The following is a 23,731-nucleotide window of genomic DNA, read 5'->3' as shown; positions in this document are numbered from 1 at the left end:
CGACGCGGACCTGAGGTTCAGTCGTCCGGCTTGAGCCAGCCGATCCGCCCTTGCCCGGACTCGTTGAGCAGCGCGATGAAGGCGTCGGCGGCGCTCTCCGGCAACCGCAGCGTGACCTCGACCAGCGCCCCATGCGCCACGTCCACCAGCTGCGCGCCGGCCTTCTCGGCCTCGCGGCGCAGCAGGCCTTCCTGCGCGTAGGGCAGGGTGCAGCGCAGCGTCCGCAGCCGGATCACCGGCACCTTGTCGGCCTTCAGCAGCGCCTGTGCCACCGCGTCCGTGTAGGCGCGCACCAGGCCGCCGGCGCCCAGCTTCACGCCGCCGAAGTAGCGCACCACGGTCGCCAGCACGCCCTCCAGGTCCTGGTGCCGCAGCACCTCCAGCATCGGCCTGCCGGCGGTGCCGCCGGGCTCGCCGTCGTCGTTGGCGGCGGACTGGCCGCCGGCCATCAGCGCCCAGCAGACGTGGGCGGCGCCGGGATGCTCGGCGCGCAGCTGCTCGACCCGCGCCAGCGCCGCCGCGCGATCGGGCACCGATTCCACGCAGCCGATGAAGCGGCTCTTCTTGATGATCAGTTCGGCGTGGACCGGCGCGGCGAGGCTGTGGGGCATGGGCGCGATTGTCGCGGCCCTGCCGGGCACGTCGTCACGGCGTCTCGGACACCTCGCCCAGATGCCGATGCTTGTACTCGTCGATGGTGCCGTCCTTGAGCATCTCGTCGAGGGCATGTCGCATGAGATCGCGATCGGCCTGCGGGATGCGCTCCCGGGACAGCGCCAGCGCGCCGATGCTGCGCTCGTTCGGCGCGAACGACAGCGCGGTGAACCCCGCGAAGACCGGATCGGCGCGCCGCGCGAGCGCCAGGCTGTGCGCGCCCAGCACCACCGCGTCGCCGCGGCCGGCCTTGAAGATCCGGATCGCGGTGGGCTGGTCGGGGGCCTCGTCGACCCGGCCCTGAATGCGCAGGCTCGTGAGCCAGGACTCCACCGTCGGCGTGAAGACATAACCGCGCACGACGATGACGCGGCGCCGCTTGTCGGCGAGGAAGGCGGCGGGCGTGCCGCTCGAGGCCGCCAGCGCCGGGCGCATCACGACCAGCTGCCGGGACTCGATGTAGGGGATGAACTCGACGAGCAGCTCGCGCTCCTTCGTCATCATCGCGGAGACCGTCATGTCCATCTGGCCGGAGGCGATCTGGGCCCAGATGCGCACGCGCGATTCGGTGACGGCCTTGAGCTTGCAGCCGCTGCGGCGGGCGACCTCGTCGACGACATCCTTGTCGATGCCGGTCCAGCGGCCCTGGGCGTCGCGGTAGTAGAGGCCGCTGTATTCGTAGAGGCCCACCGTGTACGGCCCGCAGGCGAGCGCCGACGCCGGCGCGGTGGCGCAGGCGGCCGTCGCGACGAGGGCGGCGATCCAGGACCTCAAGATGCTTCTCCGGGGAGTCTGCGCTCCCGATTGCGCGCCGAGTCTACGCCCGGGCCCGGTGCCCCCGACAGCGCGGGAACCCGGGCGGACGCGGGGCCCGATAATCGCGGCCATGCTGAAGTTCGAACTGCTCAAGACCGAAGGCCGCGCGCGACGCGGCGTCATGACGCTCAACCACGGCGTCGTGCAGACGCCCATCTTCATGCCGGTGGGCACCTACGGCACCGTCAAGGGGGTGATGCCGCGCTCGCTCGAGGAGATGGGCGCGCAGATCATCCTGGGCAACACCTTCCACCTGTGGATGCGTCCGGGCCTGGACATCATGAAGCAGTTCGGCGGGCTGCACCGCTTCGAGAGCTGGAACAAGCCGATCCTGACGGACTCGGGCGGCTTCCAGGTCTGGTCGCTGGGGGAGATGCGCAAGATCACCGAGGAGGGCGTCAAGTTCGCCTCCCCGGTCAACGGCGACAAGCTGTTCCTGACGCCGGAGATCTCGATGCAGATCCAGACGGTGCTCAACAGCGACATCGTCATGCAGTTCGACGAGTGCACCCCCTACGAGTCCAAGGGCCAGCTGACGACCGAGAAGGAGGCGCGGCTGTCGATGGAGATGAGCCTGCGCTGGGCCAAGCGCTGCCAGGACGAGTTCCACAAGCTGCAGAACCCGAACGCGCTGTTCGGCATCGTGCAGGGCGGCATGTTCGAGAACCTGCGCGACGTGTCGCTGGCCGGGCTCAAGGACCTGGACCTGCCGGGCTACGCGATCGGCGGGCTGTCGGTGGGCGAGCCCAAGGCGGACATGCTCCGCATCCTCGACCACATCGCGCATCAGCTGCCGGCGGACAAGCCGCGCTACCTGATGGGCGTGGGCACGCCGGAAGACCTGGTCGAAGGCGTGCGCCAGGGCGTCGACATGTTCGACTGCGTCATGCCGACGCGCAACGCGCGCAACGGCCACATGTTCACCCGCTTCGGCGACCTGCGGCTGCGCAACGCGCGCTACAAGTCGGACGAGAAGCCGGTCGACGAGACCTGCACCTGCTACTGCTGCCAGAACTTCAGCCGCGCCTACCTGCATCACCTCGACCGCTGCGGCGAGATGCTCGGCCCGATGCTGACGAGCGTGCACAACCTGCACTACTACCTCAACCTGATGAAGGAAGTCCGCGAGTCGCTGGACGCCGGCGACTTCGAAGGCTTCCGGCAGCGGTTCGCGGCTGACCGCGCGCGAGGGGTTTGAAACGGTCGGCCTGCTGAGGCCACCTGACTGCTGAGGGCGGGGCGTTGGCCGCCAAGGCATGGGGCCCCGGCGGCAAGCGCCGAAACCCCACGCCTTGCCGTCCCCAACGAGCGGCGTCCTTCCACGGTTCTGCGAGCGGGGACTTCAGAGGGTCCTAAGTTCGGGCGTGCAAAGATGGCGTGATGCTGAAGTTGCTCTTCGCACCCTTTCGCTGGTTGATCCGGGTGGTCCTGGCCATCGTCATCCTCTTCGAGGAATGGGGCTGGGAACCGCTGCAGCGCGCGATGGCCGCCATCGGCCGCCTGCCCGTGCTGCGCCACCTGGAAGCCGTCGTGAGCCGGCTGCCGCCTTATCTGGCGCTGGTGGTGTTCTTCCTGCCGGGCCTGCTGCTGCTGCCGATCAAGCTGCTCGCGCTCTGGCTCATCGGCATCGGCCGGCCGGGGCTGGGACTCAGCGTCATCGTGCTCGCGAAGGTCGTCGGCACGGCGGTGGTGGCGCGGATCTTCGCGCTGACACGACCCGCATTGATGAGTCTGCCCTGGTTCGCGCGGCTGTACGGACGCTGGACCGTCTGGAAGGAAGGCCTGCTGGTGTGGGTGCGCGCGAGCGCCGTGTGGCGCTCGGCGAGGGCGATCAAGCTGCGGATCCGGCGGCTGATGCGGCGGGGGCATCGCCACGCGTGACCCCGAGAGCCCTTGAAAGTGACTTTGGTCGAAGCGGCGAACGAGGCGGCTTCCTAGACTCCAGCCGATCTCACTCGACCCTCCCTCCGCCGTGGCCACTTCCGCTCCTCCCCGCGTGTTCACCGAGCATCTCGGTGCCGTCCTCAATCCGTCGCAGTTCGTCGGCAAGGCGCCGCTGAACCGCCCCGGGTCTTCGTCCACCCCGTGCGTGGAGCTGGTCAAGCAGAACACGGACGCGCCGATGACGCAGCCGAACAACTGGAAGCGGGGCATGGACCTGACAGGACGCCTCGTCGCGGGCCTGGCCGTCGGAACCCCGATCGCCACGGGCTGGACGGCCGGCGGCTTCTATCCCAACAACTCGACGGGACAGCACGCGGGCCTGTTCAACGGGGCCGTCCGGGACAAGTCCGGCGAGGTCATCGGCTTCAGCATCATCGAGCAGTACAACGGCATCGTCGCGATCACCGAGCGCACCGTGTACTTCGAACCCGCCAGGCACGGCAAGCGCGCCAGCTACCTGAACAACGGCCTCGACTACGCGACCATCCAGTGGTGACCTCCATGCGAATCCGCCCGTCGACCCTCCGTCCGTCGATCCTCCACGTCGCCGCCGGCGCGATGCTGCTCGCCGCGGCGGGCACGTCGATGGCCGCGCCCGAGCCGTTCAGCTGTCCGGTCCAGATCCCGCTGACGACGCAGTCGCTGGCGTCCGCACCGGCAGGCTGGTCCGCGACGACCGCGGGCAGCGAGCGCACGCAGCACGACCTGACCAACTTCGCCGTCAACGGCGGCCCCGTCGGCTCGCCCAACGGGGAAATCTTCGACAAGGAAGAAGAGCGCAAGGATGGGAAGGGCGGGGCGACCCGCACGCAGAGCTGGAACCTGCAGGGCATGTCCGGCGGCTTCGCCGTCTGCAGCTACTTCCGCACGCGCGTCGAGCTGGCGCGCCCGCTCGACGGCTACTCGAGCTGCGAAGTGACCTACAAGCGCTCGAAGAACAGCGACTTCAAGATCGCATCGGCAAGCTGCCGTTGATCCCGAGGCAGCGGCGCAACGGCGTCGCCGGCCGAAAGCAGAAGGCCTCCTTGCGGAGGCCTTCTTGCTGGCTACCGGATCGCGTCAGTCGCGTCGGCTCACGCCTTCACCGGGCGCGAGGCCGCAGCTTCCTCAGGACCGAGCAACGCCGCCACCCGCTCGCGCAGCAGGTCGGGCGTCACGTCCTTCGCGGCGATCGGCGCCGACGCGACCAGCCCCACGCGGCTGAAGAGCCCGCGCCGGAACGGCCGCACCATCGCCTGTCCCTGCTCGACGCGGGAGAAGAACGAGCCCCACAGGTTCTGCAGCGCCATCGGCACCACCGGGATGTCGGGACGTCCTTCCACCAGCTTCATCACGCCGCCCTTGAACGCCTGCAGCGAGCCGTCGCGCGTGAGGCCACCTTCCGGGAAGATGCCCACGAGCTCGCCGTCGTCCAGCACTGCCTGCGCGGCGGCGAAGGCCGCGTCGTAGGTCGCGGCGTCTTCCTTCTGCGGCGCGATCGGGATCGCCTTGGCCAGCTTGAACATCCAGCCCAGCACCGGGACGCGGAAAATGCGGTGGTCCATCAAGAAGCGGATCGGCCGCGGACTCGCGGCCATCAGCAGCACCGCGTCGACGAAGCTGACGTGGTTGCACACCAGCACCGCCGCGCCCTGCGTCGGGATGTGCTGGTCGCCGCTGACGCGGAAGCGGTAGATCAGGCGCGACAGCACGAAGGCGAAGAAGCGCAGCAGGTACTCCGGCACCACCAGGAAGATGTAGAACGCCACCACCGCGTTGGCGATGCCGACCACCAGGAACAGCTGCGGGATCGTCAGGCCGGCGCCCAGCAGCGCGCCCGCCAGGATCGAGCTGGCGATCATGAACAGCGCGTTGAGGATGTTGTTGGCCGCGATGATCCGCGCCCGGTGCGAAGGCTGCGCACGCATCTGGATGAGCGCGTACATCGGCACGCTGTACAGGCCGGCGAACAGCGCCAGCAGGCCCAGGTCGGCCAGCACGCGCCAGTGCGCATGATTCGCCAGGAAGGTGCCCACGCCCATCGCCGCCGACGGCGGCAGCCCGCGCGAGGCGAAGTACAGGTCGATCGCGAAGACGCTCATGCCGATCGCGCCCAGCGGCACCAGGCCGATCTCGACCTGCCGGCGCGACAGCACCTCGCACAGCAGCGAGCCGATGCCGATGCCCACCGAGAACACCATCAGCAGCAGCGACGCGACCTGCTCGTTGCCGTGCAGCACTTCCTTCGCGAAGGACGGGAAGTTGGCCAGGAACACCGCGCCGAAGAACCACATCCACGAGATGCCGAGCAGCGAGCGGAACACCGCCAGCTGGCTGTGGGCGAGCTTCAGGTTGCGCCAGGTCTCGGTGACCGGGTTCCAGTTGATGACGAGCTTCGGATCGGTCGACGGGCTGGCGGGGATCGCCTGCGCCGTCGCGCGTCCCAGCAGCGCCACCACCACGCAGGCGATCGCCACGTGCTGCGGTCCGACGATCGGCGTCGCGACCAGCAGCCCGCCCGCCAGGTTGCCCAGCAGGATGGAGACGAAGGTCCCCATCTCCACCATGCCGTTGCCGCCGGTGATCTCGTGTTCGCTCAGGTGCTGCGGCAGGTAGGCGTACTTGACCGGCCCGAACAGCGTCGAGTGCAGCCCCATCAGGAACACGCAGCCCAGCAGCACCGGCACGTTGACCGCGTAGAAGCCGTAGGCGGCCAGCGCCATGATGACGATCTCGAGCGACTTCACGAAGCGCATCAGCCGCGCCTTGTCGTACTTGTCGGCGAGCTGGCCGCTGGTGGCCGAGAACAGCACGAACGGCAGGATGAACAGCGCGCCGATCGCCAGGCCCGCCTGCGCCGGCGGCAGCCAGCTGACGCTCAGCTGGAAGGTCACCAGCACCGTGAAGGCGAACTTGAACAGGTTGTCGTTGCCCGCGCCGAGGAACTGCGTCCAGAAGAAGGGCGCGAATCGGCGTTGGCGGAGCAGCGCGAACTGGCTGGTGTGGGAAGAGTCGCTCATGGGAGGGCTCGCTGTGGGAGTCGGGAGGAGATCGGTCAGTATCCGGGACGGGGCCGTCAGGCCCGTCAGGGCGCGGCCTTGACGCTCTGCGGCGCCTGGCCGTGACCGCTGCGCGTCAGCCAGCTGAAGACGGTGTCGGCCGTCGTGGTCTCGATGTGGCCCGCAAAGCGCTTCGCGGACGGATGATCGTCGAAGGCGACGTTGGCCATGCCGATGCGCGCGCCCAGGCGCTTCGCGGTCGACAGGCGCAGGTCCGACGGCTGGTAGCCCTGGCGCTGGAGCCAGTCCTGCGCCTGCGCACGGTTGAGCACCTCGCGCGGCGCGGCGGCGGCGGCCAGGGTCTCCAGCGCCCACTGGTTGCTCTGCTGGTACTGGCGCGACCACGGGTAGGCGACCATGTTGTAGTCCGGCGCGTGCAGGGCGGCCGCGCGCGCGTTCTCGCGCAGCACCGGCAGCAGCGCCTGCTGGAGTTCGGGCTTGAGCACCGAGAACGACGCCTCGTAGCGATGCGGGTTGTCCAGGAAGAACTCGCCCAGCCCTTGCCGGTAGAGGTCGGCCAGTGCCGTGCCGCACTGGTTGAGCTTGTGCACCACGCGCCAGACGGACCTGGCATCGGCGCCGCTGCCCGCCGTCTCGCGATAGACGAAGCCCAGGTGCGACCAGCGCAGCCCGTATTCGCCGAGATCCTGTCCCGCGCGCGCCAGCAGCACCACATCGGCGCCGCTGCGGTCCAGCGCGGCGGCGGTCGCCTGCGCGAGGTCCATGCCGCGGCGGATCTGGTCGACCGTCGGCTTGCCGTCTTCGCAGGGGCGGCCGGCCAAAGCCGGTCCCGCCGTGACGAGCAGGCCGCACGCAAGCGCGAGCAGGCCCGCCTTCAGGCTGCTGGAGGTGCTCATCGCGTCACGCGGTCCTTGTCGGTGATGCGCTCGTTGTGGAGCAGCGAGGTGCCGATCTCGTTGGGGATGAAGGCGACCGCCTCGCTGGCGGCGGACAGCACGAAACCGGTGCTGATCGCCGTCACGGCGATGGCGGTACCGGCCGAGGCCGCGGCGCCCGAGACGGCGCTGCCGACGAACTCGACACTGACGCGGACGCCGTCCGAGACGCGTTCCAGCACCCAGACGGTCCCGCGAGCGGTCTTCTCGATGCCCACGACGACGAACTTGGCGCCGGCGACCAGGACCGCCGACGGCGCCACCACGGAGAAGGCGATCGGCAGGGCGGAGACCAGCAGGCTGGCTTCGCTGCCGCCGTGGTGCATGCCTTCGGCGTGCGCGGCGGGCGCGGTGATGGCGAACGTGGCGGCCGCCAGGATGGACAGGCTCAGGCGGAGTGAGGGGGAGAGCAGGGAAGGCATGCGGGAGCTCCGGAAGCGGGCGAAGGGGCGGAGGGGGTGAAGAGGGCGAAGAGGGCGGTCAGGCCGGAAGCGTCGGAGAAGGTCCGAGAGGGTCCGACAGGGTCCGGTGGACTCAGTCGGCGGCGGCGGACGCTTCGCGCAGGACGTCGCGGCGGCCTGGCAGGCGGGCGTCGGCCAGGTCGGCCTCATGGGCGTCGCGCAGCATCTTGGCGAGCGTGAAGACGTTGGAGATCAGGTAGAACCAGCAGACCAGCAGGTAGGCCTTCCAGACCGGCTGGACTTCCATGCGCCACAGGCCCCAGCCGGTGAGCGCCATCGCCAGCGCGAAGCCGCTCCAGACGACCAGGCCCCACATCGGCGTGTCGGTGCGGGCCCCCTGGTTGTCGCGGATGTACTTGGACAGCGCGAAGGCGGCGGACAGGCAGAACACGTAGCCCATGACCATGAAGGCGCGGTCCAGGTCGGCGCCGGGCAGCCAGGCCAGGCCGATCGCGCACAGCGCGACGCCGATGCCGAAGGAGATCCACACCTGGTAGCGCCAGGCTTTCGTGTCGCGCTGGATGCGGATGTGCGGGGTGGTCATGGGGTCGTTTCCTCCTGTGTGCCGGTCGGTCAGGACCGGGTGTGGTTGCCGGGGTCGTCGCCCCGTGGCGCGGTGCCCGTTGGCGATGACGCGACTGTCGTCGCCATCGGCCCGGGCCCGCTGCTGATTTGCGGCGAGTATCACCCGCCGCCTGTCCCGGTATCGATCGGTGCTACCGCCCGGTCCGGTCCCGCTCGCCGCGGTCGGCCCCGGGGTCCGGCGCCTCCTTCACGCCGCCCGCGCGGGGAAGTGCCGGGCGGTCGCGAAGACCGCGGGATCCAGCGTGTCCCCCGCGAGCGGGCGAGCCGCTTGAGGGCGAGATCAAACATCAACGGGTGGTGGTCGCGCAATGCCCCCAAAGGAGCGACGTGGGCCTCGTCCAGCACGCCGGCCTGGACGAGCCGGGGCAGCCGGACCAGGGGAAGCACGCCGGGCAGGGGGTAGTCGGACCCGTGCAGCAGCCGGTCGTGCCAGTCCTGACGGTGCAGCACCGTCCGCCACACCTCGGGCCGGCGGTTGAACTGGAACATCGCCGAGACATCGCCCAGCAGCAGGCCTCGCCAGGCGGGCTCGTCCATCAGCCGGGCGAAGAGCTCGAAGGCGGGCACGGAGCGCGGGCGCGGGAGGTCCAGGTCCATCGCGTGGCCCAGCGAGGCGCAATGCGCGGCGATCACGCGCACGCCGTGGCGCAGCGTTTCGCGCAGCAGCAGCGGATTGCCGAGATCCTGGCGGTCCGCGCCGGGCACGGCGTGCTCCTCGCCGCAATGGACGATGAGCGGCAGCCGGGCGGCGGCGAGGCGGTCGTAGAACGGTCGCAGCCGGGCGTCGCGCAGGTCGATGGCCATGCTGCTCGGCAGCCACTTCATCGCCAGCGCGCCGCCGGCGATGGCGCGGTCCAGGCGTTCCAGCGCATCGTCCCGGTTCGGATGGATGCTGGCGACCCAGCCGAAGCGGTCGGGACGTTCGGCGGCGACCGCGCGGGCGTACGCGTCGGGGACGTGGAAGGTCGTCCAGTCCGGCCGCCGATGGCCGGCCGCGTCCACGGCCTCGTCGAACGCGAAGAGCAGCCAGCGCGCGCCCGCCGGAAACGCGTCGGCCAGCGCGGTGAGCCGGCGCACGTAGGCGCGGTCGATGTCTCCCGAGGCGACCGACCGCGGATCGACGCAGGCGCCGTTGAGGATCGCGTGCTTGCGCGCGAATTCGACCGGATGCCACCACTGCGACAGCGACGGTGCGATCCAGCAGCCCGACCCCGAGTCGCCGGTGCCGATCAGGTGGGCGTGGACGTCCCAGAGTTGCGTGGGGTCGAGGCCGTCCCAGATCCGCGCCAGCCATTGCGGATCGACGCCGGGGATCGGCAGCGAGGCATGACCGCAGGGATTGCGCAGGGGCCCGGCGGCGTCGGCCGCGAGTGCGCTGAAGAGGCCCGCCGCCGCGGCGGCGCCGCAGCACAGGAGATGACGTCGGCTGAGCATGGTCCGCGCCCGTGGAAGTTGGAACGGACGCGATGGTCGGGACGCGCGCCGCCGCGGACGCGATCCGCTTGCGGCGGTATCGCGGGGCGGGACGGCCGGTCTCGGATCCCGCTACCCGCCTTGGGATCCCGCCACCGACTTGCGCTAACGTCCGCCCCCATGGCGAGCACGCAATCCCTCATCGATCTCATCAAGGCCGAGCTGAAGCAGTCCGGCATCAGCTACGCGCAGCTGGCGACGGCGCTGGACCTGTCCGAGTCCAGCGTGAAGCGCATGTTCGCGTCGGGCGGCGAGATGCCGCTGTCGCGCGTCGACGAGATCTGCCGCGTGCTGAAGACCGATTTCGCCGAGCTGTCGCAGCGCCTGGCCCAGTCGACCTCGCTGCGCAGCGAGCTGACGCTGCAGCAGGAGCGCGAGGTGGTCGCCGATGAGAAGCTGCTGCTGACCGCCATCTGCTGCCTGAGCCAGTGGAGCTTCGAGCAGATCGTCGCGACCTACCGGATGGGCGAGGCCGACGTGACGCGCGCGCTGGCGCAGCTGGACCGGCTCGGCATCATCGAGCTGCGGCCGTTGAACCGCTACCGGCTGCAGGTCGCGAAGACCTTCCGCTGGCGGCCGCAGGGGCCGGTGATGGCCTTCTTCCGCGAGAACGTCATGCAGGACTTCTTCGCCGGCGGCTTCGACAACGACGCGGAACTGCTGATGCTGGTCCACGGCCAGCTCAGCCCGGGCATGGCGCGCGAGTTGCGCGACCGGCTGCAGCGCGTCGCCGAGGACTTCGCGCGCCAGCACCTGCTGGACCAGAAGCTGCCCGACGAGGAGAAGCGCCAGTTCACGCTGGTGATGGGCATGCGCTGCTGGCTGTTCGAACGCTTCAAGCACCTGCAGCGGCCCGCGGCCGTGACGAAGGCGCTCAAGCGCTGAGCGGCGGCCGGCGTCGCGCCGGCGCACGCGACGGCATCGACATCGACATCGTCGGGCGGATCACCAGAACTCCCAGCGTCCGCTCCAGACCACCCAGAGCCCGAGCACGCCGTTCGTCACCGCGTGCGCGATGACGGCGCACCACAGCTTGCCGGTGCGCATGTAGAGCCACGCGTAGGCCGCGCCGGCCATGATCGCCGCGAGCCACAGCGTGTGCGCGAGCATGAAGACGAAGGTCGACAGCACCAGCGCCCGCAGCCCGGCCGCGCGCGGATCGACGGTCTCGAACTGCGGGCTCGAGATCCAGCGCATCAGGAAGCTGCGCCAGAACAGCTCCTCCATCACCGGCACCAGCAGCGTCGCGCCCAGCCAGCGGATGGCGATCAGCGGCCAGTCCACACGGCCGTCCGCCGTCATCGGCACGAAGGCGGCGGTGGCCTCGCCGAGCTGCATCCAGGGCGCGTCGAGGTGGATCCACAAGCCGAAGACGATCAACCCGACGGCAATGGCCAGCCCGGCCTCGCGCAGGCTCGGCCGGTTCTGCCGGTCGAACTCGCCGTAGCCGCGCCAGAACCACGCCAGCGCGCCGCCGACAACGACGAGGTTCAGCGCGTAGATCCAGCGCGGATCGAGGCCCAGGGCGTTCTGCTCGGGCAAGGCGCCCCGCAGCGCCAGCAGCAGCATGAAAAGGGCGAACGGGACGATGCGGGCCCAGGCGGCTTGACTCAGTTGCATGGCGCCAATGTAGCGGCGCGCCGTGACGGCGGCATGCGGACAACCGAGAGCCTGCCTGCGGTGCAGTCGGCGCCGCGGTCAGCGGTGCAGCGGGAGGCCCTTGATCGCCTTGTCCACGGCCTTCTTCGGTCCCCGCAGCGCCAGACCGACGAGGTCGGGCCGCCCGGCGTCCTCCGCGAGGAAGGCGGCGCGGTTGGCCTCGTCATGGCCGGTCGAGAACATCGCGTGGACGTAGGGCACCAGGGTCAGGTCGTGCTCAAGCCCCTTTTGATGCGCGGCCTGCAGGCCGGCGAGGTCGGCTTCGAAGACCATCATCGGCTGGCCCAGCATGGCCGCGTAGCGGCGGCCGAGGGCGTCGACGTAGGGCTCGCCGATCGCCTCCGGCGCGGCGGCCGCGATCCCCGTCGCGAGGAAGGCGGTCACGTTCAGGCGCTGCCAGGTCGCGAGGTCGTTCCGGACGATGAGGGCCACTTTCGTATCAAACATGGGCGTCGCACGGCGTGCTTCAACTGCGAAGCCCGCATCGTCACGTCGGCCCCGGGTCCCGGTCTAGAAGGTTTGTGCAGCGGCGACGGTAGTCGGCCGGCGTGAGGCGGTAGGCGCGCTGGAACCAGCGTCCCAGGTGGCTCTGGTCGGAGAAGCCGACCTCGGTCGCCACCTCGGATGGCCGATGGCCGCGTGCCAGCAGTGCCCGTGCCGCGCGCAGCCGCAGGCTCACGAGGTAGGCGTGGGGCGACTGGCCGAAGGACTGCTTGAACTGCCGCGTCAGCCGGAAGCGGTCCATCCCCGTGTGCGCGACCAGGTCGTCCAGTCCCACGTCCCAGGCCATCCGGTCATGGAGGAACTCGCGGGCGCGCTCCGCCAGCCGGGTCGAGTCGCCGCGGACAGGTCCGTCCGCGACACCGACATGCCGGGCAAGCCGCCCGATCAGCCGGTCGAGGGTCTGGTCGCAGCCCAGACGCGCCTCACCGGCGTGGAGGGCGTCGAAGGCCGCCTCGATCGCCGTGACGAGGCGAGGGTCGTCCGCCAGCGTGTCGCGGAACGCCGGCTGGAGGGCGGACAGCCCGCCCAGCCCGTGCTGCGCCAGCAACCGCGTCGTCCAGTCCTGCGGCAGGTAGAGCATCGCGTAGGTGAAGCCGGCGTCCTCCGGCGCATGACCGTCGTGGACCGCGCCCGGCTCGATCAGGATCGCGCGGCCGGGCGTGCTCGTGTGCAGCGCGCGCTGGCAGCGGAAGCGCTGCACGCCTTGCTGCGTGACGCCGATCAGCAGCTCGTCGTGGCCGTGCGGGTCGTAGGCGTGGCCGGTGAAGTGCGCGCGCACGGTCTCGATGCCGGTGCGCGGATCGCGTCGCAGCTGGATCCAGTGGTCATCGGCCATCCGGGTCGCTCCTGGGGGTTGCCGCGCCGGCAAACGCAGGGGCAAGCGCTTCAATCGCGTGCCGGACCTTGGCCGGCTGCGCATCGCGCTGGGGCGTCATCACGTAGACGGGCAGCGTCGGCAGCTTCCAGCCCGGCAGCAGCGGCAGCAGGCGGCCTTGCGCCTGCGATTCATCGACGTCCTCCGCGCTGAGCAGGGCCAGGCCGATGCCGGCCTCGCAGAACTGCTGCAGGCTGAGCTGGTTGTTGCTGCTCGCGCGCGGGCTGACGCGCAGCACCTCCTCGCGACCTTCGGGGCCGACCATCGAGAGGCTGCGGATCGCGCCGGTGTCGGAGCGCAGGAACACCCAGTCGTGGCGCGTCAGGTCCGACATCGACGTGGGGACGCCGCGTCGCGCCAGATAGGCTGGCGCGGCATACAGGCCGACCGTGCGCTGACCGATGCGCTGCGCGACCCAGTTGCTGTCGGGCAGCCGGCCGAAACGCACGGCCAGATCGATGCGCTTGGCCACCAGGTCGGTGAAGCCGTCGTCGACCTCCAGGTGCAGGCTCATCCCCGGATTCGCCGCCAGCAGCGGCGCCAGCGCCGGCCCGATCTGCCGCGCCGCGCCGACCGGTGCACTGATGCGCAGCTCGCCTTCGGGCGCGTCGCGCAGGTGGTGGAGCTGGGTCTGCGCGTCGCGCGCGGCGGCGAGCATCGCCTGGCAACCCTGCACGAAGCGTTCGCCGGCCGGCGTCAGGCCGATGCGGCGGGTGGAGCGGTGCAGCAGCGTCACGCCCATGTCGCGCTCCAGCGCGCGCAGCTGCTGGCTGACGGCGGAGGTCGTCGTCTGCAGCTGCCGTGCCGCCGCGACCAGGCTGCCCTGTTCGACGACGGTCGCCAGCACGGCCATCCGGCGGAGTTGGTCCAGCATCGGGGATTGTGTAGATCGTCTAAAGAATGGAGTCGGATTCTGAGGACTTCTGCGGAGATTGTGAAGTTTCTACAGTTCACTTCATCGCGACACGCCGGTCGCTCCCCTGAAATCCCCGGCCTCCCCGGCCTCCCCGGAACCCCTCGAAAGGAAATCCCCATGAAAGTTGCCCTGATCGGCCCCACCGGCTTCGTCGGCAAGGAAGTGCTCAAGGAGCTGCTGTCCCGCGGCCACGAGGTCGTCGCCCTGGCGCGCGATCCGGCCAAGCTGGACGCCCGTGCCGGCCTGACCGTGGTGAAGGCCGACGCGAAGCAGGCCGCCGAGGTCGCCGCCGCCGTCGAAGGCACCGACGCGGTCGTCAGCGCCTACAACCCGGGGTGGTCGGTGGCGGACATCCACACCGAGTTCCTGGAAGGCACCCGCGCGATCTACGACGGCGTGAAGCGCGCCGGCGTGAAGCGTCTGCTGGTGGTCGGCGGTGCCGGCAGCCTGTACGCCGCGCCGGGCGTGCAGATCGTCGATCTGCCGGAGTTCCCGGACCAGTGGAAGCAGGGCGCGCTGGCCGCGCGCGAAGCGCTGAACCTGATCCGCCTCGAGTCGTCGCTCGACTGGACCTTCCTGTCGCCGGCGCCGCACCTCGAACCGGGCGAGCGCCGCGGCAGCTACCGCGTCAGCCTGGACACGCCGGTGATGGACGCCGACGGCCCGGCGCACATCTCGACGGCCGACCTGGCGGTCGCCATCGTCGACGAGCTGGAACGTCCGCAGCACATCCGCCGCCGCTTCACCGTCGGGCATTGAGCGAGGACGGCGATCGCAGCGGATGCCGGTGCCCCCGTCCGCTCAATCTCCTCCTCGCCGCTCGGAATTCGCGGCCGGGGGCACCGGCATCCGCTGCTCCGGACGAGGACGTCGTGTGAGCGCGGGCTGGCACGCGTCAGCGCGTCACGCGCTCTGCTGTTCCAGCAGGTAGTTGGCGTCGTCGTACTGGCCGAGCGTGTCCACCAGCGTGGGCAGGCATTCGGCCAGCTTGTCGTGCAGCACGAAGGGCGGGTTCACGACGAACATGCCGCTGCCCATCATGCCGAAGCCGCGCTCGTCGGCCTGGGTGACGGTCAGGCGCACATGCAGCCAGCCCTTCTTCGCGACGGGCTCGGAGGCCGATTTCAGGCGCTGCACCAGCTGCGCGGACTCGACGGTCTGCAGCTGCGGATACCAGATCGCGATCGTGCCGTCGGCGAAGCGCTGCAGCCCCTCGCGCAACGCGGCGACGACCTTGCCGTAGTCGGCCTTGATCTCGTAGGACGGGTCCATCAGCACGACGCCGCGGCGCGACGGCGGCGGCAGTTCCGCCTTCAGCGACGCGAAGCCGTCCTGCTGCAGGACTTGCGTGTTGGCGCGGTCCTCGAGGTAGCTGGCGAGGATGCGGTGATCGGTGCCGTGCAGCTCGTAGCAGCGCAGGCGGTCGTCGAAGCGCATCAGCATGCGCGCGATGGCCGGCGAGCCGGGGTACTGCTCGAGCTTCTTGCCGGGATTGAAGTCGTGCACCAGCTGCACGTATTGCTGCAGCGGTTCGGGCAGGTCCTTGCGCGCGTAGAGCGCGGCGATGCCACCGGCGTGCTCGGCGTTCTTCTGGGCGTAGCGGCCGTCGAGGGCGTAGCCGCCGGCACCGGCATGGGTGTCCACCAGGGTGTAGGGCTTGTCCTTTTCCGCCATGTAGCGGAGGACCTCGGCCAGCACCAGGTGTTTGAGCACGTCGGCGTGGTTGCCGGCGTGGAAGGCGTGTCGGTAAGCGAGCATGTCCGGCACTTTACCCGGTGCGGGCCGCCCGTCAGCTGTCCATCGGCCTCAGACCTGGAACGCCCCCGGCGAATACGCGGTGCCGGCCGGCACTTCCTTGAGCCCGCAAGGATGCTGGTACTGCATCACTGGCTTGAGCAGCTGCCCGTCGACCGCGCCGGCGTCCACCGCGCGTCCGATCAGGGGCGAGTCCGGCCGCAGGCGGAAGTCGAAGCGGTCCGCGTCGACGAAGCTGTCCAGTTCGACGAAGTAGTTGTGATGCTGCTCGCGGTCCGGGCCGGCCGGCAGTTCATGCTTGCCGCACAGCAGGTTGTTGATCAGCCGCAGCTTCTGCGCCTGCTGCGCCATGCGCAGGTACACGCCGCCGGCCGGCCGGCGGTCGACCAGCGTGTTGTTGATCAGGTGCAGCTCGTTGCGGCGGTTCGAGAGCCCTTCGCTGCCATACGCGACCAGGTGGTAGTTCTCGCTCGAGGGGCTCTGCTGGATCACGTTGCCCATCACCAGGGCCACGCCGCCGTTGGGGAACTCGAGCTCGAAGCTCGCGCGGCCGGTCTCGTCGGTCAGGCGGTTGTAGAAGACGTGGTTCACCGCCGCGCGCGACTTCAGCAGATGGCCCGACGCGCCGTGGTGGAAGTAGCTCCCCACCACCGACAGCCTGCCGATCGCGCCGACGTAGCAGTTGTGCGTGCGGCCCTCGCCGGGCGCGATCGGGCCGAAGTCGCAGCCGTCGATGCGCAGCTCGATGCTCGCGTCGTTGCCGGCCAGCAGGCCGTTCTCGTTGTCCTGGAAGCGGCAGTCGCGCAGCGTGAGCGAACCGCGCTCCAGCCGGATGCCCGCGCCGTTGCGATCCGGCACGCGCGCGCCGACGAAGTCGAAGCCCTCGATCGTCATCCGCTTGCCGGTGGTGACGAAGATGCCCTTGCCCTGGGCGTGCGCACCCTTGGCCAGCATCCGCGCGCGGCCACCGACGGCGCGCAGCGTCAGGTCGTCCTGCGGCCAGACGGCAACGTCGCCGGTGTAGTCGCCGGCCTGCACCTCGATCGTCATGCCGGCCTTCGCCTGCGAGGCGGCGGCCGCCAGCGTCTTCACCGGATGGTCGGGCCCGACGTGCATCACGGCGCCCGAGGCGCCGCCTCGCTGGGCCTGGACCGACAGCAGCCAGGCGGGCAGCGCCACCGCGGCGCCGGCCTGCAGCAGGCGGCGGCGGCCGATGTCGGCGCGCGGCTCGCGGAGCCGGGATTCAAGCGAGGAGAGCGAGGAACCAAAGGGCATCGACAGGCTCCCGGGTCGGAACGGTGGAGGGGGTGTGCCGCGCGGAGGTGGGGACAGCGTCCCCGAGGCGGCCGGGCGAGTGTAGCCAAGCGTTACGGGTGGGCCGTGAAGGTCGCGCAAGGCCCCAGCCGGCGTCCGGGCTGTCGCCTAGGCGCTGCGAAGGCCGGATTCGCTCGCTAAGCTGCGTTCCATCGTGGTCCGGCCCCCCACCGGACGCCCTCCACCTTCACCTGCCTCCTCGACATCGTCATGCCCAGTCTCTTCGATCCCTTGCAAGTCGGCGCCGTCTCGCTGGCCAACCGCGTCGTCATGGCGCCGCTCACGCGCAACCGCTCCGTCGGCCTGGTGCCGGGACCGCTCGCGGTCGAGTACTACCGCCAGCGCGCCAGCGCCGGCCTGATCATCAGCGAAGGCGCCCAGATCACGCAGGAAGGCCAGGGCTACCTCGACACGCCCGGGATCCACTCGCCTGAACAGATCGCCGCCTGGAAGCAGGTGACGGACGCCGTCCACCAGGCCGGCGGCAAGATCGCCGTGCAGCTGTGGCACGTGGGTCGAATCTCCCACGCGGACTTCCAGCCGGGCGGCGCCAAGCCGCTGTCGGCGACGGACCGCCAGGCCCACAGCAAGACCTTCACCAAGGACGGCTTCGTCGACGTCGCCGCGCCGCGCGCGCTGACGCTCGACGAGCTGCCCGGCGTCGTCGAGTCCTACGTCCATGCGGCGAAGGCGGCCATGGCGGCGGGCTTCGATGCGGTCGAGGTGCACGGCGCCAACGGCTACCTGCTGGACCAGTTCCTGCGGGACAGCATCAATGACCGCACCGACGCCTACGGCGGCTCGATCGAGAACCGGGCGCGCCTGCTGCTCGAAGTGATGACGGCCATCGCCGGCGCGATCGGCGCCGACCGCACCGGCCTGCGCCTGTCGCCGGTCACGCCGGTCAACGACGCGGGCCAGGACAGCGACGCGCAGAAGCTCTTCAACCACGTGGTCGAGCAGCTGTCGCCGATGAAGCTGGCATTCCTGCATGTCATCGAAGGGCACACCGGCGGTCCGCGCGATGTGGCGCCGTTCGACTACGACGCGCTGCGCGAGCGTTTCAAGGGCGTCTACATCGCCAACAACGGCTACACCCGCGAGATGGCGATCGATGCCGTCGCCAAGGGGCATGCGGACGCGGTGGCGTTCGGTCGGAGCTTCATCTCCAACCCGGATCTGGTGCGCCGCCTGAAGCTCAATGCACCGCTGCAGAAGGCGCATTCGGCGACGATGTACGGCGGTGGCGCGGAGGGCTACACCGACTATCCGGCGCTGGCGGACTGAGGGCCGGCGGCCGTGGCGGGCAGCAGCTGCCTGCCCTGATCAGCGCTTGCCCTTGGCCCGGAAGAGTTCCGCGACGGAGACTTCGCGCGGCCCGGGGCGCACGGTGAAGGACTGGCCCGCCGTGATCGTGCCGGGCTGCCGCACCGCGAGGTAGAAGCCGCACCAGCCGCTCTGCGTCATCATCTTCGCGGCCTTGTTGAAGCCCATCACCGCGTTGAACTTGAAGCACGGATAACGCGGCTCGCTCACGGCGAGCTCGCAGTCCGGGAACACCAGCACGTCGCCGATCCAGGCGTCGCCTTCGGCGAGGCCGGAGAGGCTGAGGTTCTCGCCCATCGATCCCCACGGCAGCGGATCGTCCCAGCCGGCCGCCTGCGCCTGCGCACGCACCGTGCGCCAGAACGCATAGTGCTCCGACGGATAGGCATAGACCGCCTTGGACAGGCCGCCGTGGACGCTGGGATCGGCCTGCTCATCGCCGTCCAGGCCGAGCGGCCGCACCTCGAGCACACCGCCCACCGGCTGCTTGCGGATGCCCGTCATGACCGGGCGCCCGTCGATGAGCAGCGGTTCAGCGCGGGCCGTGTTCAGACTGATCAGTTGCATCCGGCGATTCTGCCGCAGGCGTCGGCGGCACCGAGGGCCGGAAAGCCGCCGGCGTGGTCTCGACGAGGCCCGACTCATGGCGACGCAGCGCGTCGCGCAGTCCGTCGAGTTCGCGCGCCTGGTCGCGTTCGCGTCGAAGATGGTCGAGCGCGAAGGACAGGTCGCCGGCCATCTCGTCCATCAGTCCGAGCACCTGGGGATCGAAGTAGCCGCGTTCGCCGGCGAGCAGGCTGACCGCGCCCACGACCTCGCCGCCGCGGCGCAGCGGGAAGGCCGCCATCGACTCGACGCCGGGCGGGATGAGCGGCGCGCCGGGCGTGGCGAGGGTGGGATCCTCGAGCGCGCGGTTGCTGACCTGGTGCCGGCCTTCGAGGATCGCGCGCGTCGCCATCGAGCTGCGCGCGAAGGGCGCGTCGCGGGACCACTGCTTCGGCGCGCCGGGCATCAGGCGGTCGGCGGGGCCGTGCTCGGCGACGCGCTCGAAATGGTCGCCGTCGGCCAACACCACCGCCGCGAAGCGGGCGTGGCCGGTCTCGACGCAGATGCGGCACAGGCCCTCGAACAGCCGTTGCTCGGACCGCGGATCGTCGAAGGCCTCGGCCTCGCGGCGCACGATGAGCTGGTTGGTCTGCGACAGCGCGACGTACAGCCGCTGCAGCCGCTCGCGAGATGCCTGGCTGAGGCGGCGTTCGTCGTCGTAGCGGGTCCAGACGGTGCAGACGACGACGCTGCACAGCCCGCCGGTCAGCAGCACCAGCAGCAGGCCGAGGTGCGCGGCCTCGGTGGCGGCCTGTTGCGCGCGCTCGGTGTCGACGCGGGCCTGGCTGAGCTGGAAGGCGATCAGTTCGTCGAGCATCCGCATCGTCGCGAGCCGGCGCTGGTTGAGCTCGCGCAAGGTGTCGGGCGTCGGCGGCTGGCCCGTGGCGAGCGTGGCCCAGAGCTGGTCGAGCAGCGGCTGCGTGCGCACGATCAGGGATCGCTCCGCCGGCGCCATGCGTGTCGCGAGGTAGCGGGTCCAGAGCTGGCGGGTCGTGTCGACGAGGCGGCGTCCGGCGCCTTCCAGCTTGGCCGTGTCGGGCTGCTGCGCCTGCGTGATCAGCAGCGCGCCCAGCTGGTGCGGGCCGAGCATGTACTCGAGCTCACGCAGCAGGTCGACGGGGACCAGGCGGTCCTCATAGAGGGACTTCGCGATGCCGGCCAGCCGCTGCGACTGCCACCAGCCGAGCAGCGCGGAGGACGCGACCAACGCGAGCGCCAGACCCAGGACCAGATAGAGGCGGGCGCGGAGCGACAGGCCGGTGGGGGCGGACATGGACGTCGGGGACCTCGACGGGGAGGCGCCGAGCATAGGCCGTTTCGGCACGGACGCCGACCCCGGAGCCTTGGGGGTGTCCGGGTCCGCGTCAGGGGGCGTACGCCGGGGGCCGTGTCCGCTTTTCGCGGGGATCAGCGCGAAAAGGTCCGGATGAAGACGGTCTGGTTCTCTCCGCGATATGGCATCTGCAGCGGGAAGGGCTGACCGGTGGTGGCAAATCTCCGGCACTTGTCCAGGGTCGCCTCGTTCCGCACGAGGACCGGATCGGTGACCGGGAGGCTCATGGCATCGAGCTGCGCATTCGCGAACCAGAACTCCGCGCGCCGGCATGCGAGGAAGAAGTAGCGCTGACGCAGGCGGGTGTCGGGCCAGCGGTGCAGGAGCCACTCGGTCGAGGAGAGCCAGATCGGCCGCTGGAAGCGGGGATCGAGGAACACCAGCACGCCCTCGTCCTCGGCGGCCAGGACGGCCCGGGCATAGAGGCCTTCCTTCAGGGCGCTGGCCGGCATCAGGGCGATGCCGTCGAGCAGGTCCATCATGCCGTCTTCGCTGCCGCCCCGGGCCGGCGACAACGCGCGCACCCGGGCCCGCACGATCGGTTCGAAGTCCGGGAACCGCCGCAGTCCTTCATCGAAGAGGGCACGCTGAGCCTCCCTGGTTTCGCCAAGTTCGCTCGCGACCGTGATCCGCTGGACCCACCACTGCGGAGACGACGCCAGGGCCTGTCGATGGCGATCGAGCAACTCGCGCGCTGTCTTCAGCGTCCTGTCGACACGTTCGCGCAGGTCCTGGGCGAGCGGGCCGTCCTGCTTGCCGGCGCGGAGCCTGTCGGCCTGCGCGTGCAGGACCTGGACGTGGAGGAAGACGTCGTCGGACGGCTTGGCCGTGCGTCGGCGCAGGTCGGACAACAGGCGGTCCCAGAGCGGATCGTCCACGGCGCGCGGGCGAAGTGCCTCCTCGACGGCGAGGTAGGTTTCATGGCCGCGCCAGCTGCCGTCGGGCAGTCGGGCACCGGCGCGCAGATCGGCCTTCGCTTCGGCGACGATCTCGCTCACGCGGCCCGCCTCGACGCGTGCGGCCGTGCGGCTCTGCAGCGCGAGACGCGCGTCGTCGCCGGACGCGGCCTGGACCGTCGCAGGCAGCAGGGGAGGGCGGCGGCCAGCAGCGCGACGGCCGCCCCGAGTCTCTTCAATCCAACCATGTCAACACCCGATTGCCGCGCCGCGTATAAGAGAAGCTCCGACCGTCAGGTCGCGGCGATCCTGCCGACCGAAGGCAGGAGCCGTAGTTCCCCCACAGGGGGCCGCCGGTGTCGAAGTCCTCGGAGACCGGGCGCTTCAACATCGGGAAGATGCGCATCACGCTTCCCTGTTCATTGCGCATGCACTGCAGGAGGAAGAAGGACTGGAGGTTGTGCTGGACGGGCTCCCGCTCCACCAGCAGGTCGACCGCGCGATTGAGCGCGGGCCCATTCAGGCGCGGCTCGCCGAACAGCGGCACCTCGAGCCGCAGGGCCTCGACGACCAGTCGCGCGTAGAGACCTTCGTCCGCCACGGCGGGATCCTTGGCGGCGGCCACGTCGTCCAGCAGGTCCAGCATCGCGTCTTCGTTCCCGCCCGATTGGGGTGCGAGCTGTCGCAGGCGCTCGGCGTAGAGCGCGTGGTAGCGCGGGAAGCGGGCGACGGCGTCGGCGTACAGCCGCCGCTGCGCGGCGTCGGGTTCGCCCAGGTCGTGGGAGATCGCCAGGCGTCGCGTGTGCCAGTCGGGCAGCGCCGCCAGGGCGGCGCGCTGCTGGTCGAGCGTGTCGCGCGCCTCGCGCAGGCGACGATGAAAGGCCGTCAGCGCGCGCGGGATGAAGGTTTCCGCGCCACCCTGGCTACGCTCGGCCCATGCCGCGATCCGCAGGGTGTCGGCGCGGAGCAGTGCGATGGCGGGGCGCCGTTCGGCCTGCTCTTGCAGCGTGGACAGGAGTGATCGCCAGCCGCCGTCGGATTGCGCCCGCGCGATGACCGCCTGCTTGAATTCGATCAGCGTCGCCGCGGATCGCCACTCGCCGCCGGGCAGCCGCGCGCCTTCGCGGACATCGCGCGCATACCGGTCCATGAGTCTGCCGAATTCGTTGCGGCTCACCCAGACCTCGACCTCGTGCTGAAGGGCCAGGCGCGCGTCAGCCCGTTCCTGGCGCCGGGTCGCCGCAGGGCCCGTCGTGGGCTGTTCCGGTGCGACCCGCAGGCGGAACTCGAGCCGCTTGCCTCGCGCCCAGTAGTCGATGGTGATGTCGTCGGTCTGGCCGGCCGCCAGGAACTGGCACTTCTCCAAGGTCCATTGGGTCGGCTTGTCGCTCGACACCAGATCGGCCGACATGGGCGGCTGCAGACGCGGCAGCAGGCGCTGGATCGCAGGCACGTTGCCGCGCTGGCACTGCATCAGGAAGAAGCGCTGCAGGTTGCGTTGGGCCGGATAGTGCTGGAGCACGGCGTCGACGGCGCGGTCGAACGCGGTGGCGTTCAGGCGGGGTTCGCGCATCAACCCGACGCCTGACCGTTCGGCGACCCAGGCGAGGCGGGCGTAGAGGCCCTCCTCGGCGACGGCCGGATCGCTGGAGCGCGCGACCTGGTCGAGCAGATCCAGCATGTCGTCCACGCTGCCGCCCCACTGGGGCATCAACTGACGGATGCGCGAGAAATAGAGCTGGAGGAAGCGCGGGTAGCGCAGCATCCCTTCCACGAAGAGACGCTGGCGCAGGACCTCCGCTTCGCCGGTCTCCAGCGCGGTGTCCAGTCGCAGGGCGTACCAGTCGGGCAGTCCGGCCAGCACCGCCTTGTGTTCATCCAGGATGCGCCGCGAGGCGCCGACAAGACTGCGGAAGCGGTTCATCGCTTCGGGACCCGCGTCGCGGGCGGAACCGGAACCGCGGACCGCCCAGGCCTGCGCGGACAACGCTTGCGCGTAGAGCAGCCATGCGGTGGGCTGCCTGCCGGCCAGATCCCGCAGGGCGGCGAGCAGCGGGGCCAGCCGCCTTCCGTGCCGGCCCTCTCGGTGAGAACGTTCTGGAAGGAGGTCAACCAGGTGGTGGAGCGCCAGACGCCGCTGGACAGACGAACGCCGTCGCGCGAGTCGACCTCGACCTGACGGAGGATTTCCGCGTAGTCGCCGGCCGTCACCAGCGCCCGTACCTGGGCCTCCATGGCCAGACGGGAGGCCTCGAACTCGTCGGGCGGAATCGGATTTCCATCCCAGCCGCCATGCACCGGGATCGAGGTGCTGTCCGGCCGCACGGCGGGCGAGGTGCCGGCGGCCGCAGTGGCGGCGCCCGAGAAAGCGAGCACGGCCGCGGTGGCCAGCGCGCGGCGGACTGTCCAATGAGTCAAGGAATCCTCCCTCTTGAGGATCGCGGCGACGCTTCGATGGAGCGTCTCCAAGCCACGGATCCTGATGTGTCGTTCTTGCGAACGGCCCGCATCCTAGCCCGTCGCGATGGCGGCCTTGTGTCCGTTGGTGAGGTGTCCTGCGTGTCGACGCGCGATCCGGTCCTTCCTGCCTCGGTTGGCCGGTGCCGGATGTGACAACGCCGCGGCGTGGAGGCGCCGCGGCGTTGAAGGCCCCCGGGCGGGGGCGCAGGGGCGTGCCGGGG

The 23,731-nt window shown here is 70.4% G+C and carries 25 protein-coding genes; 7 read left to right on the top strand and 18 right to left on the bottom strand.

Features of this window, described 5'->3' with window-relative positions; translation table 11 throughout:
• Positions 1 to 17: 17 nt before the first annotated feature.
• Both ACQ86G_RS06620 and ACQ86G_RS06615 read right to left on the bottom strand, forming a co-directional pair.
• A complete protein-coding gene (locus ACQ86G_RS06620; protein ID WP_431259852.1) occupies positions 18 to 611 on the bottom strand; it encodes an IMPACT family protein in 594 nt (197 codons plus the stop codon).
• A gap of 34 nt (positions 612 to 645) precedes the next feature.
• Positions 646 to 1,428: a substrate-binding periplasmic protein gene (locus tag ACQ86G_RS06615; protein WP_431259851.1), complete on the bottom strand. Its 783-nt coding sequence runs from the start codon at positions 1,426 to 1,428 to the stop codon at positions 646 to 648.
• 112 nt (positions 1,429 to 1,540) lie between these two features.
• On the opposite strand from ACQ86G_RS06615, the gene tgt reads away from it, so the two are divergent.
• The 4 genes from tgt (at position 1,541) to ACQ86G_RS06595 (ending at position 4,389) form a co-directional block, all read left to right on the top strand.
• Entirely contained in the window at positions 1,541 to 2,668 is a 1,128-nt protein-coding gene (tgt, locus tag ACQ86G_RS06610; RefSeq protein WP_431259850.1) for a tRNA guanosine(34) transglycosylase Tgt, read from the top strand.
• A gap of 182 nt (positions 2,669 to 2,850) precedes the next feature.
• Positions 2,851 to 3,351 (top strand): hypothetical protein, encoded by a 501-nt coding sequence (locus ACQ86G_RS06605; protein WP_431259849.1) that lies wholly within the window; start codon positions 2,851 to 2,853, stop codon positions 3,349 to 3,351.
• A 91-nt stretch (positions 3,352 to 3,442) separates the two neighbouring features.
• Entirely contained in the window at positions 3,443 to 3,910 is a 468-nt protein-coding gene (locus tag ACQ86G_RS06600; protein ID WP_431259848.1) for a BPSL0067 family protein, read from the top strand.
• Between the two features lie 5 nt (positions 3,911 to 3,915).
• A complete protein-coding gene (locus ACQ86G_RS06595; protein ID WP_431259847.1) occupies positions 3,916 to 4,389 on the top strand; it encodes an STY0301 family protein in 474 nt (157 codons plus the stop codon).
• Between the two features lie 98 nt (positions 4,390 to 4,487).
• Here ACQ86G_RS06595 and ACQ86G_RS06590 read toward each other — a convergent pair whose 3' ends face one another.
• The 5 genes from ACQ86G_RS06590 to ACQ86G_RS06570 form a co-directional block, all read right to left on the bottom strand.
• The gene (locus ACQ86G_RS06590; RefSeq protein ID WP_431259846.1) at positions 4,488 to 6,413 is read right to left on the bottom strand and encodes an MFS transporter; all 1,926 of its coding nucleotides are present in this window, start codon (positions 6,411 to 6,413) and stop codon (positions 4,488 to 4,490) included.
• A gap of 65 nt (positions 6,414 to 6,478) precedes the next feature.
• Positions 6,479 to 7,309: a DUF2145 domain-containing protein gene (locus ACQ86G_RS06585; protein ID WP_431259845.1), complete on the bottom strand. Its 831-nt coding sequence runs from the start codon at positions 7,307 to 7,309 to the stop codon at positions 6,479 to 6,481.
• Positions 7,306 to 7,770, bottom strand: a complete 465-nt coding sequence (locus tag ACQ86G_RS06580) for a hypothetical protein (protein WP_431259844.1) — start codon at positions 7,768 to 7,770, stop codon at positions 7,306 to 7,308. Before ACQ86G_RS06580 ends, ACQ86G_RS06585 begins: the two co-directional genes overlap by 4 nt.
• A gap of 112 nt (positions 7,771 to 7,882) precedes the next feature.
• The gene (locus ACQ86G_RS06575; RefSeq protein ID WP_431259843.1) at positions 7,883 to 8,353 is read right to left on the bottom strand and encodes a YiaA/YiaB family inner membrane protein; all 471 of its coding nucleotides are present in this window, start codon (positions 8,351 to 8,353) and stop codon (positions 7,883 to 7,885) included.
• A 140-nt stretch (positions 8,354 to 8,493) separates the two neighbouring features.
• Positions 8,494 to 9,828, bottom strand: coding sequence for an amidohydrolase family protein (locus ACQ86G_RS06570; RefSeq protein WP_431259842.1), 1,335 nt, complete (start codon positions 9,826 to 9,828; stop codon positions 8,494 to 8,496).
• Positions 9,829 to 9,987: 159 nt separating this feature from the next.
• Between ACQ86G_RS06570 and ACQ86G_RS06565 the strand changes: the two genes are divergently transcribed.
• Positions 9,988 to 10,752, top strand: coding sequence for a helix-turn-helix domain-containing protein (locus ACQ86G_RS06565; protein WP_431259841.1), 765 nt, complete (start codon positions 9,988 to 9,990; stop codon positions 10,750 to 10,752).
• A 60-nt stretch (positions 10,753 to 10,812) separates the two neighbouring features.
• Here ACQ86G_RS06565 and ACQ86G_RS06560 read toward each other — a convergent pair whose 3' ends face one another.
• The 4 genes from ACQ86G_RS06560 to ACQ86G_RS06545 all read right to left on the bottom strand — a co-directional run bounded on the left by ACQ86G_RS06560 (position 10,813) and on the right by ACQ86G_RS06545 (position 13,778).
• Positions 10,813 to 11,487 carry a CAAX prenyl protease-related protein gene (locus ACQ86G_RS06560; protein WP_431259840.1) on the bottom strand — a complete coding sequence of 225 codons (675 nt, stop codon included), beginning with the start codon at positions 11,485 to 11,487 and terminating at the stop codon, positions 10,813 to 10,815.
• A gap of 78 nt (positions 11,488 to 11,565) precedes the next feature.
• Positions 11,566 to 11,973, bottom strand: a complete 408-nt coding sequence (locus tag ACQ86G_RS06555; RefSeq protein ID WP_431259839.1) for a DUF2000 family protein — start codon at positions 11,971 to 11,973, stop codon at positions 11,566 to 11,568.
• 40 nt (positions 11,974 to 12,013) lie between these two features.
• On the bottom strand, positions 12,014 to 12,865 hold the full coding sequence (locus ACQ86G_RS06550) for an AraC family ligand binding domain-containing protein (protein WP_431259838.1): 852 nt from the start codon (positions 12,863 to 12,865) through the stop codon (positions 12,014 to 12,016).
• Entirely contained in the window at positions 12,855 to 13,778 is a 924-nt protein-coding gene (locus tag ACQ86G_RS06545) for a LysR family transcriptional regulator (RefSeq protein WP_431259837.1), read from the bottom strand. Before ACQ86G_RS06545 ends, ACQ86G_RS06550 begins: the two co-directional genes overlap by 11 nt.
• 159 nt (positions 13,779 to 13,937) lie before the next feature.
• Between ACQ86G_RS06545 and ACQ86G_RS06540 the strand changes: the two genes are divergently transcribed.
• Positions 13,938 to 14,579 carry an NAD(P)-dependent oxidoreductase gene (locus ACQ86G_RS06540; RefSeq protein WP_431259836.1) on the top strand — a complete coding sequence of 214 codons (642 nt, stop codon included), beginning with the start codon at positions 13,938 to 13,940 and terminating at the stop codon, positions 14,577 to 14,579.
• A 144-nt stretch (positions 14,580 to 14,723) separates the two neighbouring features.
• On the opposite strand, the gene ACQ86G_RS06535 is transcribed toward ACQ86G_RS06540, so the two are convergent.
• Complete coding sequence (locus ACQ86G_RS06535; protein ID WP_088407967.1) at positions 14,724 to 15,578, bottom strand: 23S rRNA (adenine(2030)-N(6))-methyltransferase RlmJ; 855 nt, start codon at positions 15,576 to 15,578, stop codon at positions 14,724 to 14,726.
• A 48-nt stretch (positions 15,579 to 15,626) separates the two neighbouring features.
• On the bottom strand, positions 15,627 to 16,850 hold the full coding sequence (locus tag ACQ86G_RS06530) for a hypothetical protein (protein ID WP_431259835.1): 1,224 nt from the start codon (positions 16,848 to 16,850) through the stop codon (positions 15,627 to 15,629).
• 249 nt (positions 16,851 to 17,099) lie between these two features.
• On the opposite strand from ACQ86G_RS06530, the gene ACQ86G_RS06525 reads away from it, so the two are divergent.
• Entirely contained in the window at positions 17,100 to 18,176 is a 1,077-nt protein-coding gene (locus ACQ86G_RS06525) for an alkene reductase (protein ID WP_431259834.1), read from the top strand.
• 39 nt (positions 18,177 to 18,215) lie between these two features.
• On the opposite strand, the gene ACQ86G_RS06520 is transcribed toward ACQ86G_RS06525, so the two are convergent.
• The 5 genes from ACQ86G_RS06520 to ACQ86G_RS06500 all read right to left on the bottom strand — a co-directional run bounded on the left by ACQ86G_RS06520 (position 18,216) and on the right by ACQ86G_RS06500 (position 23,519).
• Positions 18,216 to 18,782 (bottom strand): MOSC domain-containing protein, encoded by a 567-nt coding sequence (locus ACQ86G_RS06520; RefSeq protein ID WP_431259833.1) that lies wholly within the window; start codon positions 18,780 to 18,782, stop codon positions 18,216 to 18,218.
• Positions 18,748 to 20,094, bottom strand: a complete 1,347-nt coding sequence (locus ACQ86G_RS06515; RefSeq protein WP_431259832.1) for a GAF domain-containing protein — start codon at positions 20,092 to 20,094, stop codon at positions 18,748 to 18,750. The genes ACQ86G_RS06520 and ACQ86G_RS06515 overlap by 35 nt, the downstream gene beginning before the upstream one ends.
• A 134-nt stretch (positions 20,095 to 20,228) precedes the next feature.
• Positions 20,229 to 21,152, bottom strand: a complete 924-nt coding sequence (locus ACQ86G_RS06510; RefSeq protein WP_431259831.1) for a hypothetical protein — start codon at positions 21,150 to 21,152, stop codon at positions 20,229 to 20,231.
• Positions 21,153 to 21,285: 133 nt separating this feature from the next.
• A complete protein-coding gene (locus ACQ86G_RS06505; protein WP_431259830.1) occupies positions 21,286 to 22,974 on the bottom strand; it encodes a hypothetical protein in 1,689 nt (562 codons plus the stop codon).
• Positions 22,971 to 23,519, bottom strand: a complete 549-nt coding sequence (locus tag ACQ86G_RS06500) for a hypothetical protein (protein WP_431259829.1) — start codon at positions 23,517 to 23,519, stop codon at positions 22,971 to 22,973. The genes ACQ86G_RS06505 and ACQ86G_RS06500 overlap by 4 nt, the downstream gene beginning before the upstream one ends.
• Between the last annotated feature and the right edge of the window lie 212 nt (positions 23,520 to 23,731).

The sequence above is a fragment of the Roseateles chitinivorans genome (assembly GCF_050632145.1).
GTDB lineage: Bacteria > Pseudomonadota > Gammaproteobacteria > Burkholderiales > Burkholderiaceae_C > Roseateles > Roseateles chitinivorans_B.
The sequence above is the reverse complement of the archived record's forward strand: the minus strand, read 5'-3'. Positions and strand labels throughout refer to the sequence as shown.

What these genes read in the sequence shown, in the direction of transcription:
- ACQ86G_RS06620 (WP_431259852.1), bottom strand. Translation starts at nt 611, where the DNA reads ATGCCCCACAGCCTCGCCGCGCCGGTCCACGCCGAACTGATCATCAAG.
- tgt (WP_431259850.1), top strand. Translation starts at nt 1,541, where the DNA reads ATGCTGAAGTTCGAACTGCTCAAGACCGAAGGCCGCGCGCGACGCGGC.
- ACQ86G_RS06605 (WP_431259849.1), top strand. Translation starts at nt 2,851, where the DNA reads ATGCTGAAGTTGCTCTTCGCACCCTTTCGCTGGTTGATCCGGGTGGTC.
- ACQ86G_RS06595 (WP_431259847.1), top strand. Translation starts at nt 3,916, where the DNA reads ATGCGAATCCGCCCGTCGACCCTCCGTCCGTCGATCCTCCACGTCGCC.
- ACQ86G_RS06590 (WP_431259846.1), bottom strand. Translation starts at nt 6,413, where the DNA reads ATGAGCGACTCTTCCCACACCAGCCAGTTCGCGCTGCTCCGCCAACGC.
- ACQ86G_RS06585 (WP_431259845.1), bottom strand. Translation starts at nt 7,309, where the DNA reads ATGAGCACCTCCAGCAGCCTGAAGGCGGGCCTGCTCGCGCTTGCGTGC.
- ACQ86G_RS06580 (WP_431259844.1), bottom strand. Translation starts at nt 7,770, where the DNA reads ATGCCTTCCCTGCTCTCCCCCTCACTCCGCCTGAGCCTGTCCATCCTG.
- ACQ86G_RS06575 (WP_431259843.1), bottom strand. Translation starts at nt 8,353, where the DNA reads ATGACCACCCCGCACATCCGCATCCAGCGCGACACGAAAGCCTGGCGC.
- ACQ86G_RS06570 (WP_431259842.1), bottom strand. Translation starts at nt 9,828, where the DNA reads ATGCTCAGCCGACGTCATCTCCTGTGCTGCGGCGCCGCCGCGGCGGCG.
- ACQ86G_RS06565 (WP_431259841.1), top strand. Translation starts at nt 9,988, where the DNA reads ATGGCGAGCACGCAATCCCTCATCGATCTCATCAAGGCCGAGCTGAAG.
- ACQ86G_RS06560 (WP_431259840.1), bottom strand. Translation starts at nt 11,487, where the DNA reads ATGCAACTGAGTCAAGCCGCCTGGGCCCGCATCGTCCCGTTCGCCCTT.
- ACQ86G_RS06555 (WP_431259839.1), bottom strand. Translation starts at nt 11,973, where the DNA reads ATGTTTGATACGAAAGTGGCCCTCATCGTCCGGAACGACCTCGCGACC.
- ACQ86G_RS06550 (WP_431259838.1), bottom strand. Translation starts at nt 12,865, where the DNA reads ATGGCCGATGACCACTGGATCCAGCTGCGACGCGATCCGCGCACCGGC.
- ACQ86G_RS06545 (WP_431259837.1), bottom strand. Translation starts at nt 13,778, where the DNA reads ATGCTGGACCAACTCCGCCGGATGGCCGTGCTGGCGACCGTCGTCGAA.
- ACQ86G_RS06540 (WP_431259836.1), top strand. Translation starts at nt 13,938, where the DNA reads ATGAAAGTTGCCCTGATCGGCCCCACCGGCTTCGTCGGCAAGGAAGTG.
- ACQ86G_RS06535 (WP_088407967.1), bottom strand. Translation starts at nt 15,578, where the DNA reads ATGCTCGCTTACCGACACGCCTTCCACGCCGGCAACCACGCCGACGTG.
- ACQ86G_RS06530 (WP_431259835.1), bottom strand. Translation starts at nt 16,850, where the DNA reads ATGCCCTTTGGTTCCTCGCTCTCCTCGCTTGAATCCCGGCTCCGCGAG.
- ACQ86G_RS06525 (WP_431259834.1), top strand. Translation starts at nt 17,100, where the DNA reads ATGCCCAGTCTCTTCGATCCCTTGCAAGTCGGCGCCGTCTCGCTGGCC.
- ACQ86G_RS06520 (WP_431259833.1), bottom strand. Translation starts at nt 18,782, where the DNA reads ATGCAACTGATCAGTCTGAACACGGCCCGCGCTGAACCGCTGCTCATC.
- ACQ86G_RS06515 (WP_431259832.1), bottom strand. Translation starts at nt 20,094, where the DNA reads ATGTCCGCCCCCACCGGCCTGTCGCTCCGCGCCCGCCTCTATCTGGTC.
- ACQ86G_RS06505 (WP_431259830.1), bottom strand. Translation starts at nt 22,974, where the DNA reads ATGAACCGCTTCCGCAGTCTTGTCGGCGCCTCGCGGCGCATCCTGGAT.